This is a genomic window from Pseudomonas sp. FSL W5-0203, assembly GCF_001896155.1.
Classification (GTDB): Bacteria; Pseudomonadota; Gammaproteobacteria; order Pseudomonadales; family Pseudomonadaceae; genus Aquipseudomonas; species Aquipseudomonas paracarnis.
This window is the reverse complement of the sequence record NZ_MPOR01000014.1, coordinates 78,671-92,077: the sequence shown is the minus strand read 5'-3', so window position 1 is coordinate 92,077 and position 13,407 is coordinate 78,671. Positions and strand designations below refer to the sequence as shown.

Below are 13,407 nucleotides of genomic sequence, written 5' to 3'. Positions count from 1 at the left end.
CACGCAGAGCGTGGGAACGATCATCCTAACGAGGTTTTTGAAATGAATGTTTTGATCATTGGCAGCGGTGGCCGTGAACACGCCCTGGCCTGGAAAGTAGCCCAGGACCCACGCGTGCAGAAAGTCTTCGTGGCCCCCGGCAACGCCGGCACCGCCATCGAAGCCAAGTGCCAAAACGTCGCCATCGACGTGCTGGCCCTGGAGCAACTGGCAGATTTTGCCGAGAAGAATGTTTCCCTGACCATCGTCGGCCCGGAAGTGCCACTGGTGGCAGGCGTCGTCGATCTGTTTCGCAGCCGTGGCCTGGACTGCTTCGGGCCTACCGCGGGCGCCGCCCAGCTGGAAGGCTCGAAAGCCTTCACCAAGGACTTCCTGGCTCGCCACAAGATCCCCACGGCCGACTACCAGAACTTCACCGAGATCGAGCCGGCCCTGGCTTACCTGCGTGAGAAAGGTGCACCGATCGTGATCAAGGCCGATGGCCTGGCTGCCGGTAAAGGCGTGATCGTCGCCATGACCCTGCAGGAAGCCGAAGACGCCGTGCGCGACATGCTCGCCGGCAATGCCTTTGGTGACGCCGGCTCGCGGGTGGTCATCGAGGAATTCCTCGATGGCGAAGAAGCCAGCTTTATCGTGATGGTCGACGGCAAGAACGTATTGCCGATGGCCACCAGCCAGGACCACAAGCGCGTCGGCAACGGCGACAGCGGCCCGAACACCGGCGGCATGGGTGCCTACTCCCCGGCACCCGTCGTAACCGCCGACGTGCACCAGCGCGTCATGGACCTGGTGATCTGGCCAACCGTGCGCGGCATGGCGGATGAAGGCAACGTATACACCGGTTTCCTCTATGCCGGCCTGATGATCGACAAAGCAGGTAACCCCAAAGTCATCGAGTTCAACTGCCGCTTCGGCGATCCGGAAACCCAACCGGTGATGCTGCGTCTGCAATCGAGCCTGGTGCTGCTGGTGGAAGCCGCCCTCGCCCAGGCCCTGGACAAGGTCGAAGCGCAGTGGGACCCACGTCCTAGTGTTGGGATTGTGCTGGCGGCCGGTGGCTACCCTGCCGACTACGCCAAGGGCGATGTGATCGAAGGCCTCGACGCCGCCGCTGCGCTGGAAGGCAAGGTGTTCCATGCGGGCACCGCGCTCAAGGACGGCAAAGTTGTAACCGCCGGTGGCCGCGTATTGTGCGCCACCGCGATGGGTGCCAGTGTCGATGCCGCGCAACAACAGGCCTACAAACTGGCGGCGAAAATCGACTGGAAAGGCTGCTTCTACCGCACCGACATTGGCTACCGTGCCATTGCCCGCGAACGTGGTGAGAACAACTGAGCAGCTACACTTGCAGTAGCTATCCGTTCGGTTAGGTAAGGGCCTTTGGCCCTTGCCGTACCCTGTCGCCCCGCGCATAGTTAACCCGTGCATCCACCTACCGAAGGGATTTCGCCGTGCGCTGGCTCAGGATCGCCATAGGTTTCACAATCAGTCTACTGACCCTGCTCTGCTTGCTACCGGCCCAGGCCGCCGCACAAGGCAGTGGCTGGGCGGTATTGCTTGATGAACAGGCCGACCTGCAACTGAGCGACATCCGTTCCGCCCGCTATACCAATCAATTCAGCCCCATCGAACTGGACCGGATCACTGCCGCGCAGCCGGACGGTGCGTTGTGGGTGCGCTTCAGGCTGCAACCCGGCAAGCACGAACAAGTGCTGCGGGTGTTTGCCCCGGACCTGTCCAGCCTGAGCCTGTACGTACTGGACGGCGACACCCTGGTGGAGCAGCAAATCACCGGCACTCGCCAACCCCAGGCTGAGCGCCCGTTGCCCAGCAGTGACTTCATGTTACCGATGCCCCAGAGCCCGCGGCCCCTGGAGGTGTATTTGCGCCTGGTCTCGGAACACGAACTGCGCCCTTACATCACCCTGGAACCGGCGGTGCTGGCCGCTGCCAACCAGAACCAGACATTGATCTACGGTCTGCTGTTCGGCGTGCTGTCGATGCTGATCCTGCACAACCTCACGCGATTCGCCTACCACCGCTCGCGCAGTAGCCTGTGGCTGGCCGCGTGCGAATTCCTGTTGATGCTCAGCCTGGCGCTACTGCTCAACCTGGTGGGGCCGTGGCTGCCGAACTGGCACGCGATCCAGACCCCTGGCGCCTACCTGGCCCTACTGCTGACCGCACCCTGCGGGTTGATGTTTGCCTACCGCTTTTTCATGCCACTGGGCCCGCACCCGCTGAATAAAGTGTTGATGGCGGACATCCTGCTGATCGTCCTGTGCGGCTTGCTGTTGTTGTTCGTCAACACCTTGCCGCTGAACATCATCACCTATGCCCTGGTCGCGCTGGCGGGCCTGAGCATGCTGTTCGTCTCGGCCTATCATTGGCAAAAAGGCTACCGCCCGGCGCGCTTGTTCGTGGCGGCCATGGTGGTGTTCAACATCGGCACGCTGATCATCCTGCCCGCCCTGCTCGGCCTCACCCTGGTGGCGCCACAAGGCCTGATCGTCACCCTGCTGAGCTTTATCTGCCTCAGCGGCCTGCTGATGAGCCTGGCCCTCGGCGAGCGCCAGCGCGCCATTGTCGAAACCCGCTTCAGCCTGAGCCGCGACCTGGCGGCCAGCAACGCCGAAATCGCCGCCAAGGCCGAGTTCCTGGCGAAGATCAGCCACGAAATCCGCACGCCCATGAACGGTGTGCTGGGCATGACCGAGTTACTGCTGGGCACGCCGTTGTCGGTGAAGCAACGCGACTATGTGCAGACCATCCACAGCGCCGGTAACGAGTTGCTCACCCTGATCAACGAAATTCTCGACATTTCCAAGCTCGAATCCGGTCAGATCGAACTGGATGATGTGCAGTTCGACCTCAATGCATTGATCGACGACTGCCTGAGCATCTTCCGCGCCAAGGCCGAGCAGCAGAATGTCGAGCTGATCAGCTTTATCCAGCCTCAGGTGCCACGGGTGATCAGCGGTGATCCGACGCGGCTGCGCCAGGCGCTGCTGAGCCTTTTGGAAAACGCCCTGCACAAAACCGATGAAGGCGAAGTGCTGATCGTCGTCGCCCTGGATGAGCGCAGCCCCAAGCCACGCCTGCGCATTGCCGTGCAAGACAGCGGCGTGCCTATGGAAGCCGCCGAACGCGACGCCCTGCTGCACAGCGAACTGCACAGCAAGAACTTCCTCTCGGCGACGCGTTTGAGCGGCCACCTGGGCCTGGTCATTGCCCGCCAATTGATCCTGTTGATGAACGGCGAGTTCGGCATCAAAAGCGGCAGTCACCAGGGCAGCACCCTGTGGCTGACCCTGCCCCTGGACCCGGAACGCCTGGAGCATCCGACCAGCGACCTCGACGGCCCGCTCAAGGACGCCCGCGTACTGGTAGTGGACGATAACGACACCTGCCGCAAAGTGCTGGTTCAGCAGTGCACGGCCTGGGGCCTGAACGTCAGCGCCGCGCCTTCGGGCAAGGAGGCCCTGGCGCTGCTGCGTACCAAAGCGCACCTGCGTGATTACTTCGACGTGGTGCTGCTGGACCAGAATATGCCCGGCATGACCGGCATGCAACTGGCGGCGAAGATCAAGGAAGATCCGAGCCTGAACCACGACATACTGCTGATCATGCTCACCGGCATCAGTAACGCGCCGAGCAAGATCATTGCGCGCAACTGTGGGATCAAGCGCATTCTCGCCAAGCCAGTGGCGGGTTATACCCTCAAGACCACCCTGGCCGATGAGCTGACCCAGCGCAGCAAAGGCGCCCTCGTTGCACGCCCGGCCCCCAGCGCACCGGCAGCCATTACCGTGCCCAGCGATTTCCGCATCCTGGTAGCCGAAGACAACAGCATCTCCACCAAAGTGATTCGCGGCATGCTCGGCAAGCTCAACCTCAACCCGGACACCGCCAGCAACGGCGAAGAAGCGCTGCAGGCAATGAAAGCCCAGCGTTATGACCTGGTATTGATGGACTGTGAGATGCCGATCCTCGATGGTTTCTCCGCCACGCAGCAACTGCGGGCGTGGGAAATCAGCCATCAACGCGTGCGCACGCCGGTGGTGGCGCTTACCGCGCATATCCTGTCGGAACACAAAGAACGCGCACGCCAGGCGGGCATGGACGGGCATATGGCCAAGCCGGTGGAACTGTCGCAACTGCGCGAGCTGGTGGACTACTGGGTGGCGCAGCGCCAACAGCGCCCTGAGCACAGCACCCTTTCCTGATGATCGTTCCCACGCTCCGCGTGGCAACGCCGCCCGGTAAGCTCCGCGTCCTGCTTGAACGCGACGCAGAGCGTCACTGGATGCATTCCCACGCAGAGCATGGGAACGATCAGCAGAGCGCGGGAACGATCAGCCAGCTCCCACATTTGATCTGTGTCGGATAGACTCCTCCACACTTTCCCCGCCCGCGAGCCGCCCCCATGCTCCATGTGTTGTTCAGCGTTTACCTGAAGATGCTGGTGCTCTACAGCCCGTTCTTTGTGCTGTCCTGCTTTATCAGCCTGACCCGTGGCTACTCCAGCAAGGAGCGTCGGCGCCTGGCGTGGAAAGTTGCACTGGCCACCCTGGTATCGAGCGTGTTGCTCTACCTGTTCGGTCGGGTAATTTTCAGCGTGTTCGGCATTACCGTGGATGCGTTCCGTATCGGCGCCGGCAGCGTGTTGTTTATCTCCGCATTAGGCATGGCTCAGGGCAAGTCGGCGGTGCAGACCGACAACGTGCAGCAGGACGTGACCATCGTGCCGCTGACCATCCCGCTCACCGTCGGCCCCGGCACCATTGGCGCCTTACTGGTGATGGGCGTCAGCCAACCGCACTGGGACGATAAGCTCACCGCCATCCTCAGTATTGCCCTGGCCAGCCTGACAGTGGGCGTGGTGCTGTACCTGTCCAACCGTATCGAACGCATTCTCGGCGACCAGGGCTTGCAGATTGTCAGCCGGTTGATGGGCCTGTTCGTCTGCGCCCTGGCCGCGCAAATCATTTTTACCGGGGTACGCGGCTACCTGGTGCCCTAGATCCGGTATTTGGCGATAGCCATTTCCACTTTGTCACCGGCGCTTTCGCGCATCAGTTGGATGGTTTTCTCGTTGACCATCGAGGTACTGAGCACCAGGCAAGTCTGCCCGCTGAAGGCCTCGAACGAGGAGCTGTCCCACTCCAGGAAGGGCAGGCCCACCTGTTTATCCACACCATGGGTGCTGTAGGTCACCAGCACCATGATCAACTCGCCGTCTGTTTCAGCGCAGGAGGCCAGGCCGAAATCGCCGCCCTCACGCACCGCGCAATTGCGCTTGAACAGCTCGAAAGACGCTGGCTGGCGCTTCAGTGTGTCCAGCGCATCGGCGGCCAGCTTTGGCAATGCGCTGAGCAGTGGCCCGGACAGCGCCGTCGACGTCAGCATCGAGGCGATGATATTCAGCGCCGCCAGTTGCACCGTCAGGCCCTTGCCCGCACGCGAGACTCGCTCAAAGCGACTGCGCAGCGGCAGCCACCCCAGGCTGACCATCACCTTGATAAATTCCTCGTACCACGCCTCGCTGCCTCGCTGGACGTTCAGCACATCGCTCACATAACTGCTGGCCAGCAGATAGCTTTTGCGCACGTATTCCCGATTCAACGCCGACAAGCCTTCGGCAAACGAAATCACGCCATTGTTGACCACGGCCGCATTGCAATCATCCTCGCTATCCAACACTGCCGTGGCCTGCCTGGCAGGTGCGCCCGGTAACTTGTAGGCGGCAATCAACTTGCGCCTTTTTTTGCTGTTGATCCTTTTGTGACGTCGCTCCATTTTCTGTTCTCCACAAGCACCCCACATGGGGCTTGCTTCCACACTAGTCCAGGGAGCGGCGGGGTTTCCATGCGACAAACATCCCTTGGCCTGCCCCGCCCAAAACCAGCGTCCAGCAATGACAAGGCGCGGCGGGCAGGCGTGCGGTTTTCATCGCATAAAAAAGAAAAAGCTCCGAACAACGCCAGGGGAATCCCTGGGATATTCGGAGCTTTCCGGCAGCCAACGGGGCTGTTTCAGGAGTTGGGTTTGTTGCCATACCAACGTGGCGTGTACACCCACTCGCCGCCACCCGCACGCGGGAACACACAAGTGGTGGATGAACCGATCAGTACCATGGTGCGCATGTCCACCTGCTCGGGCGTCAGTTGCCCCAAGGTGGTGACGCGCAGTGTCTGGCCTGGGCGGCCGATGTCACGGCCCAGCACCACTGGCGTCTGTGGCGTGCGATGCAGCGCGACGATTTCCAGGGCGCGCCCCAGTTGCCAAGGCCGCGACCGCGAGATCGGGTTGTAGAACGCCAAGGCCAGGTCGGCCTGGGAAGCCAGGTCCAGGCGTTTTTCGATGATAGACCAAGGCTTGAGGTTATCCGACAGCGACATCACACAGAAGTCATGCCCAAGCGGCGCGCCTGCCTGGGCGGCGGTGGCCAGCGAGGCGGAGACCCCTGGCAGGATTTCCAGGTCGACCTGATGCCAGGCCGGCTCGCTGGACTCGTGCAGCGCCTCGATCACCGCCGCGGCCATGGCGAATACACCCGGGTCACCAGAGGACACCACCACCACCGAGCGGCCTTGCGCAGCTAGCTCGAAGGCGTGGCGGGCGCGCTGCATTTCTTCGCGGTTGTCGGTGCAGTGTTGCACTTGATCGTCACGGAATGGCCCGGCCATGCGCACGTAGGTTTCATAGCCCAGCACATCGGTGCAACGCGCCAGTTCCGCCTTCACCGCCGGCACCATCAGTTCTGCGGCGCCGGGGCCCAGGCCAATCACCGCCAGCCGCCCGCGCGGGCGCCCAACCTGTGACAGGTCCAAGGGCTGCTCGGCCACGGTAATACTGATGTCCGCAACGGGTGTCAGCGCGGCAAAGCGCAACGGTACACCCAAGGCCGACGCGGCCTCATGCAAGGACGCGTCAGCCATCTGCAGGTCGCTGGCCAGCAAGCAGGCCAGGGATTGCACGGCCACGCCCGCCTCCTGCAACGCCGTGCGCACACGCTCGGCCAATTGCGCACCCGGCCGGCAGGTAACGTAGACATTCTGCGGGTAAATCAGCAACTCGTTGGCTGTCGGTGTGCGCTCGGCACTGCCTACATGAATCGCCAGGCGCGCTTGTTGATCCTGAGGCAGGTTAGCCTCCTCCAGCCATGGCGCCGTGCCTTCGATGCGCACGCTTTCGCCGGCCAGAAGGTCGGAGACAAAGCGTTTGCCCAACTCGATGTCGGCCAGTTGATAACCCGCTGGCGGGTTGAGCAGGCAGGTGCCAAAACGCAACTCGCCGCTGGTGGTGATGGCGGCAGACACGCCAAGTGCTGCGCCAATGTCGCGCGCCATCAGGTTCACGCCACCCAGGCCACCGAGCAACGGCACCACCGCGCTGCCGTCTTCGGCCACGGCCAGCACGGCGGGCTCTTCGCCCTTTTCCAGCAGCAACGGCGCCAGGGTGCGGATCACAATGCCCGCGGCGCACAGGGCAATCAGTGGCGTGCCCTGCTGATAAAGCTGACGCAAGGTCGCGCCGAATTCGCTGTAGGTGCGGTCTGCACCTTCAACCCGTGTGGCCAAACCGTGGATCAACGCGCCGGGGTAAACCTGCTGAAGCTTGCGCGCAGTCGTCAGGCTGCCCTGGCCCAGAATCACAATCGCCGGGGTCATCAACCTTGCCACCGTTCACCGGGCACGATGATCAGTGAGAAATACGGCGACGACATCGGCTCCACCTGATCCAGCGGCACGATCTTCTGGTTGGCCATGGTCGCGCGTTCGACGTACAACGCCCGCTCGGCCAGACCCAGTTCTTCCAACACCTGGCGCACTTTCGGAAAGTTGCGCCCCAGCTTCATGATCACTGCGGCATCGGCATCCGCCAAGCGGCGCTTGAGGTCCTTGTGGGGCAACACGCCCGAGAGCACCGACAAGCTCTGGTTGCGATACACCAACGGCGCGCCGAGTACCGAGGCACCACCGAGCATCGAGCACACGCCTGGAATCACCTCGGCGTCGTAGCGCTCGGCCAGGCGGTCATGCAGGTACATGTAGGAGCCGTAGAAAAACGGGTCACCTTCGCAGATCACCGCCACGTCGCGGCCCGCGTCCAGGTGCGCGGCCACGTCGAGGCTGGCGTTGTCGTAGAAGTCGCTGATCACTTGCTCGTAGGACAGCGGCGCGGGCAGCGCCTCGGTGGTCACCGGGTACACCAGCGGCATCAGGGTCTGTTGCGGCACCAGGTGGTCCTCGATGATGCCGAAGGCGTTGCCCTTCTTGCCCTTGGCCACGAAGTACGCCACCACCGGCGATTCACGCAGCAAGCGCAGAGCCTTGACGGTGATCAGTTCCGGGTCGCCGGGGCCTACGCCCAGGCCAAGCAAACGTCCGCGCACCTGCATTATTCGACCTCCGTGGCCAGGGCATTGACGGCGGCGGCAGCCATGGCGCTGCCGCCCAGGCGACCTTGCATGATCACGAACGGCACCCCACGGCTGTCAGCGGCGAGCATGGCCTTGGATTCGGCGGCGCCGACAAAACCCACCGGGAAACCGAGGATCAACGCCGGTTTCGGCGCGCCGGCGTCGAGCATTTCCAGCAGGTAGAACAACGCGGTCGGCGCGTTGCCGATCACCACCACACTGCCCTCAAGGTACGGGCGCCACAGCTCAAGGGCGGCGGCGGAACGGGTGTTGCCCAGCTCCCGCGCCAGCTCCGGCACGCTGTCGTCACGCAGGGTGCAGATCACCTGATTATTGGCCGGCAGGCGTGTGCGAGTCACGCCTTCGGAGACCATCCGCGCATCGCACAGAATCGGCGCGCCAGCGGCCAACGCGTCACGCCCGGCCTTGCCGGCCCCTTCGGAGAATTGCAGGCCGTCGATGGCTTCGACCATGCCGCACGCATGAATCACCCGCACCGCGAGTTTTTCCAAATCAGCCGGGATGCGGTCCAACTTGGCTTCCGCGCGAATAATGGCGAAGGAGTTGCGATAGATCTCCTGACCGTCGCGGATGTAATCAATCATCGGTGTTGCTCCGTGGACGAGCGCACAACAGGGCGCCCGCCGCTTCAATGGAAAGAGTGCGCGCGTGCAGCCGGCCAAAACCAGGCTGGGCTGCATCGCGAAAATAGAGGTCGTAGTGGCCGGGGCTCACCGCCAGCAAGGTGACTGGCGCGGTGTGCGCGGCAGCACAGGAGCGCGGGCAGCCGGACAGATGCACCTCAACGCCCGATTGCAGAGCGGCCAGTTGCACGGCGTCAGCCTTGGTGTCGGCCAGGCCTTTTGCGCAGCCGCTGGAACCGGTGCAGGCAATCATGCGCGCCAGCGGGTGGCCGAGCGAGCAGATAAAGCCCAGTTGCGCCAGGCGCTCGGTCACGGCGTGAGGCTTTTCGACGTTGGGCACCAGCACACCTTGCCAGGGGGTGAAGCGCAAGGTGCCGTCCCCATAGTCGCTGGCCAGTTGTGCGGCGCCCTTGAGCATCGTCGGGTCCAGGCGGCCCAAGGGCGCGAGGGCGGCGACGTAGAACTGATTCTTTTGCACTTGTGGATAAGTGCCCACCTGGAGCGACGCGTCGCTGGGCGGGCGTGTGAAGCCGTCGGCTGGCAGCAACGGCAAGCGCAAATGGCTCAATACGTTATCCACAGGCAAATGACGCATACGCGTTTGCTCTGGGGTGGCGAGGTCCAGAAAGGCTTCCAGCACAGCCACTACCAACTCAAGGCCTTGGCCCAATGGCACGGCGGCCAGGGGCGCATCCAGGCCCGGACAGCCGGCCAGGCCGAACGCGAGCAGGGTTTCGCCGTGGCGTACGAAGGCCGATAACCACAGGTCGTGGTGATGTTCGAGCATCGCCAGGTCCTCGCCACCATCGAGTTGCACCGCGAACTTGGCCGACAATTCATGGAAACGCGGATGGTTCTCCAGAGTGGCGAGGATCTGTGCGGCCAGCGGGCGGGTGTCGAACAGCATCTGCGGGTCGATGCCGGCGCTGGGGCTGAGCATCAGGTTGCGCACGTCGTCACCGCCCGCGTTGCTGGGGCCCAGGCCCGCCGCCAGCAGCCGGGCGATCAACGCCTCCTGCTCGGCGCCGATGCCGCGGATCTGCAGGTTGGCGCGGTTGGTCGCCTCGATCACCCCGCCCGCATACGCCTGGGCCGCGTCCGCCACGGCGTGGGCCTGGGCGGCAGTGATCGCGCCGCCCGCCAATTTGACTCGGCAAATGCCACCGTCCAACGCCTGCACAATACGCAGCAACCCCGGACAAGCCGAGGGGCGCAAGGTATTCACAGCGGGCGTTGGGTTCACGGGGCTACCGGTTGATGGGCAAAGGCGCGGTATTATGCCTGCTTTGTCCGGCGGCATGAAAAGCCTGCCCGTCGGATGTCGTTCAAGGAATTGATATGTCGCCCTGGCTGACGGTTGTAGGCATCGGTGAAGACGGCTTCAAAGGCCTGGGCAGGAATGCCCGGCATGCCTTGCTGCGCGCCACGCGGATTATAGGTGCTCAGCGCCAGTTGGACCTGCTGCCGCAATGTATTGGTGGCGAGCGCCAGCTGTGGCCGAGCCCGTTTTCCCTGGAGCCGGTGTTGTCGCGGCGTGGAGAGCCTGTGTGCGTATTGGCCAGTGGCGACCCGATGTTCTATGGCGTCGGCGCCAGCCTGGCCCGGCAAGTGGCGGCTGAGGAGTTGACGATTTTGCCCGCGCCCTCGTCGGTATCCCTGGCGGCGGCGCGCGTGGGCTGGCCGTTGCAGGAGGTGGTGACATTGTCGGTAGTGGCGCGGCCATTGGCGGCAATCAACGCGCATTTGGCCAGTGGTGTGCGCTTGTTGGTACTGAGCAATGATGGCAGCAGTCCCGCCTTGATTGCTGCGTTGTTAACCGAGCGCGGTTTTGGCCCCAGCCGCATCAGTGTGTTTGAACACCTGGGCGGCCCGGCTGAACGGCGTATCGACGGGCACGCGCAAGCGTGGGAGCACACCGCGGTTGCTGATTTGAACCTGGTCGCCATCGACTGCCTGGCGGATGCGAACGCACCGCGTCTGTCGCGTCTTGCCGGCTTGCCGGACTCAGCCTTCAAACACGATGGCCAACTGACCAAGCGCGATGTGCGCGCCATGACCCTCGCCCGCCTCGCGCCCATGCCGGGCGAACTGTTATGGGACGTGGGCGCGGGCAGTGGCTCCATCGGTATTGAATGGATGCGCACCCATCCCAGCTGTCGTGCCTTGGCGATTGAAGCCGACACCGGCCGCCAAGGCCTGATCGAACACAACCGCGACGCCCTCGGGGTGCCCGGTCTGCAACTGATTCGCGGCAAGGCGCCGGAGGCGTTAAGCGGCCTGGAAACACCAGACGCCATCTTCATCGGCGGCGGCGTCACCCGCGACGGCGTGCTCGATACCTGCTGGCAACACCTGCGCCCCGGTGGCCGCCTGGTTGCCAATGCCGTGACCCTGCAAAGCGAAATGACCTTGATGAACTGGCGTGCCGAGCATGGCGGCGAACTGACCCGCATCCATGTGGCCCAGGCGCAGCCCTTGGGCGAGTTCGATACCTGGCGCCAGGCGCTGCCGATCACGTTGCTGGAAGTGATCAAGCCGCTATGAAAAGGATTCTATTACTGGGCGGGGTCACGGAAGCGCTGGCCATCGCCCGCACCTTGGGGCCTGAACACGTCTACAGCCTGGCCGGCGTGGGCCGCGTACCCACCGACCTCACCTGCCAGGTGCGGGTCGGCGGCTACGGCGGTAGTGAAGGCCTGGCGCAGTTTGTACGTGCCGAACGCATCAGCCTGATCCTTGATGCTACGCACCCGTATGCGGCGCAGATCAGCCGCAACGCGGCCGAGGCTGCAAGGGCATGCGGCGTACCTTGCTGGGCATTGCGACGCCCGGCGTGGCAGCCGCAGCCGGGGGATGACTGGCGAGAGGTCGCCGACTGGGCCGAACTGGTCGAAGCGCTCAAACCCTTCAAGCGCCCGCTGTTCACCTTGGGTCGCGAACCCTTGCAGCACCTCGACGAAATCCCCGCCGACCAGTTCTGGACATTGCGCGCGCTGGATGTGTATCCGGGCAACAAGCGCTGTGAAGTGATCGGCGCACGCGGGCCGTTCCTCATCGAGGACGAGCGGGCGTTATTAGAAGAACGGCGAATTGATGTGCTGATCAGCAAGAACAGCGGCAGCACCGCCACCGAGCCGAAGCTGGAAGTGGCGCGTGAGCGTGGGGTGCCGGTGTTGGTGTTGAAGCGGCCGATGTTGGCTCAAGTAGATAGGGAATTCCTGTCGTCTGAAGAAACACTCAGCGCGTTGGCAAACTTCACTCGATGAGTCAGGATCGCTCGCTTGCTTGATTAGTAACCTATTTGTTACCTTCAGGACGGCTAATGATTGAGATCGAAGAATACCAACGCGACAACGATTCCAGTCCGTTCGATGAGTGGTTTTCATCCTTGAGTGTCCCAGCGGCAACTCGAGTTTCAACCGCTTTAGTTCGGCTTGAAACAGGCAACACCAGCAACATCAAGTGGTTCGATGGGCTAGGCGAATACCGTATCGACTGGGGACCCGGCTTGCGAATCTATTTGATACGAGAAGGACATCGATTAATCATCCTGTTCGGTGGTGGTGATAAGTCCAGTCAAAAGCGCGATATCAAGGTCGTAAAGTCGCTGATTAACGAGTATCAGCGTGACAAGAAATTGAAACAAAAGAGGTGACCAGCATGGCGCTTACCCGTAGCTACAAACACACCATCGCTGAACGTGCCCAGCGAGACCCTGCATTCGCCCAAGCGCTTCTCGACGAGGCCGCTACGCTATTTCTCAATGGCGAGCCGGAAATCTCTCGCGTGATCCTGCGTGATTTAGTCAACGCCACAGTAGGCTTTGAAGGCCTTGCGAAACAAACCGCCAAACCTAGTAAAAGCCTGCACCGAATGCTTTCGGCCAGCGGCAACCCCAGCATGGATAACCTTGCGGCGATTTTTGCCGTGATTAGAAAAGCCCTGGGTGTCGATATGCAGGTCCACGGCGTACCCGCTGCATAATTTGGGAGCGGGCTCGCTCGCGAAGGCAGTGTGTCGGCCAAAACATCCAGCGACTGACACACCGCTTTGCGAGCAAGCCCGCACACACTTTGGAATTGCGTTATCAAATGACGGTAGTAGATCAGCCAGCCAAGGCGCTAGCTCAATCAACTGCGCAACCATTGGCTGGAAAAAGCCCTATACCTGACTTGATCGTTCCCACGCTCCGCGTGGGAATGCATCCTGTGACGCTCCGCGTCACGGCTTTAAAAGCGGACGCAGAGCGTCCAACGCGGCATTCCCACGCAGAGCGTGGGAACGATCAGCCCGCCTGGTACGCTGCGTCCCTTCTGCAAAATTGGCAAGCGGCCGTTC

General features: G+C 62.5%; 12 protein-coding genes. 7 read left to right on the top strand and 5 right to left on the bottom strand.

The window, feature by feature from the left end:
* Positions 1–42: 42 nt before the first annotated feature.
* From purD to BOP96_RS14910, 3 genes are all read left to right on the top strand, one after another.
* Positions 43–1,335, top strand: a complete 1,293-nt coding sequence (gene purD / locus BOP96_RS14920; RefSeq protein WP_073453181.1) for a phosphoribosylamine--glycine ligase — start codon at positions 43–45, stop codon at positions 1,333–1,335.
* A 116-nt stretch (positions 1,336–1,451) separates the two neighbouring features.
* Positions 1,452–4,226 (top strand): hybrid sensor histidine kinase/response regulator, encoded by a 2,775-nt coding sequence (locus tag BOP96_RS14915; protein ID WP_019818278.1) that lies wholly within the window; start codon positions 1,452–1,454, stop codon positions 4,224–4,226.
* Between the two features lie 200 nt (positions 4,227–4,426).
* Positions 4,427–5,023: a MarC family protein gene (locus BOP96_RS14910; RefSeq protein ID WP_003171467.1), complete on the top strand. Its 597-nt coding sequence runs from the start codon at positions 4,427–4,429 to the stop codon at positions 5,021–5,023.
* Here the strand turns inward: BOP96_RS14910 and BOP96_RS14905 are convergent.
* The 5 genes from BOP96_RS14905 to cobG form a co-directional block, all read right to left on the bottom strand.
* A complete protein-coding gene (locus BOP96_RS14905) occupies positions 5,020–5,799 on the bottom strand; it encodes a hypothetical protein (protein WP_032904016.1) in 780 nt (259 codons plus the stop codon). The genes BOP96_RS14910 and BOP96_RS14905 overlap by 4 nt on opposite strands.
* A 236-nt stretch (positions 5,800–6,035) precedes the next feature.
* Entirely contained in the window at positions 6,036–7,673 is a 1,638-nt protein-coding gene (gene cobJ / locus BOP96_RS14900) for a precorrin-3B C(17)-methyltransferase (protein ID WP_044482917.1), read from the bottom strand.
* On the bottom strand, positions 7,673–8,404 hold the full coding sequence (locus BOP96_RS14895; protein WP_073453179.1) for a precorrin-2 C(20)-methyltransferase: 732 nt from the start codon (positions 8,402–8,404) through the stop codon (positions 7,673–7,675). The genes cobJ and BOP96_RS14895 overlap by 1 nt, the downstream gene beginning before the upstream one ends.
* Positions 8,404–9,030: a precorrin-8X methylmutase gene (locus BOP96_RS14890; protein WP_073453177.1), complete on the bottom strand. Its 627-nt coding sequence runs from the start codon at positions 9,028–9,030 to the stop codon at positions 8,404–8,406. The genes BOP96_RS14895 and BOP96_RS14890 overlap by 1 nt, the downstream gene beginning before the upstream one ends.
* Positions 9,023–10,369: a precorrin-3B synthase gene (gene cobG, locus BOP96_RS14885; protein ID WP_073453175.1), complete on the bottom strand. Its 1,347-nt coding sequence runs from the start codon at positions 10,367–10,369 to the stop codon at positions 9,023–9,025. Before cobG ends, BOP96_RS14890 begins: the two co-directional genes overlap by 8 nt.
* A gap of 38 nt (positions 10,370–10,407) precedes the next feature.
* Here cobG and cbiE point away from each other — a divergent pair, with 38 nt between their 5' ends.
* The 4 genes from cbiE to BOP96_RS14865 are packed head-to-tail and all read left to right on the top strand — an operon-like array spanning position 10,408 to position 13,053.
* On the top strand, positions 10,408–11,613 hold the full coding sequence (gene cbiE / locus BOP96_RS14880) for a precorrin-6y C5,15-methyltransferase (decarboxylating) subunit CbiE (RefSeq protein ID WP_073453173.1): 1,206 nt from the start codon (positions 10,408–10,410) through the stop codon (positions 11,611–11,613).
* On the top strand, positions 11,610–12,335 hold the full coding sequence (locus BOP96_RS14875; protein WP_073453171.1) for a cobalt-precorrin-6A reductase: 726 nt from the start codon (positions 11,610–11,612) through the stop codon (positions 12,333–12,335). The genes cbiE and BOP96_RS14875 overlap by 4 nt, the downstream gene beginning before the upstream one ends.
* Positions 12,336–12,391: 56 nt before the next feature.
* Positions 12,392–12,724, top strand: a complete 333-nt coding sequence (locus BOP96_RS14870) for a type II toxin-antitoxin system RelE/ParE family toxin (protein ID WP_019818285.1) — start codon at positions 12,392–12,394, stop codon at positions 12,722–12,724.
* Between the two features lie 5 nt (positions 12,725–12,729).
* Complete coding sequence (locus BOP96_RS14865) at positions 12,730–13,053, top strand: helix-turn-helix domain-containing transcriptional regulator (protein ID WP_014716718.1); 324 nt, start codon at positions 12,730–12,732, stop codon at positions 13,051–13,053.
* Positions 13,054–13,407 lie beyond the last annotated feature (354 nt).

Excerpts from the sequence above, each read along its gene's own strand:
- purD (WP_073453181.1), top strand. The coding sequence starts at position 43 with ATGAATGTTTTGATCATTGGCAGCGGTGGCCGTGAACACGCCCTGGCC.
- BOP96_RS14910 (WP_003171467.1), top strand. The coding sequence starts at position 4,427 with ATGCTCCATGTGTTGTTCAGCGTTTACCTGAAGATGCTGGTGCTCTAC.
- BOP96_RS14905 (WP_032904016.1), bottom strand. The coding sequence starts at position 5,799 with ATGGAGCGACGTCACAAAAGGATCAACAGCAAAAAAAGGCGCAAGTTG.
- cobJ (WP_044482917.1), bottom strand. The coding sequence starts at position 7,673 with ATGACCCCGGCGATTGTGATTCTGGGCCAGGGCAGCCTGACGACTGCG.
- BOP96_RS14895 (WP_073453179.1), bottom strand. The coding sequence starts at position 8,404 with ATGCAGGTGCGCGGACGTTTGCTTGGCCTGGGCGTAGGCCCCGGCGAC.
- BOP96_RS14890 (WP_073453177.1), bottom strand. The coding sequence starts at position 9,030 with ATGATTGATTACATCCGCGACGGTCAGGAGATCTATCGCAACTCCTTC.
- cobG (WP_073453175.1), bottom strand. The coding sequence starts at position 10,369 with ATGCCGCCGGACAAAGCAGGCATAATACCGCGCCTTTGCCCATCAACC.
- cbiE (WP_073453173.1), top strand. The coding sequence starts at position 10,408 with ATGTCGCCCTGGCTGACGGTTGTAGGCATCGGTGAAGACGGCTTCAAA.
- BOP96_RS14875 (WP_073453171.1), top strand. The coding sequence starts at position 11,610 with ATGAAAAGGATTCTATTACTGGGCGGGGTCACGGAAGCGCTGGCCATC.
- BOP96_RS14870 (WP_019818285.1), top strand. The coding sequence starts at position 12,392 with ATGATTGAGATCGAAGAATACCAACGCGACAACGATTCCAGTCCGTTC.
- BOP96_RS14865 (WP_014716718.1), top strand. The coding sequence starts at position 12,730 with ATGGCGCTTACCCGTAGCTACAAACACACCATCGCTGAACGTGCCCAG.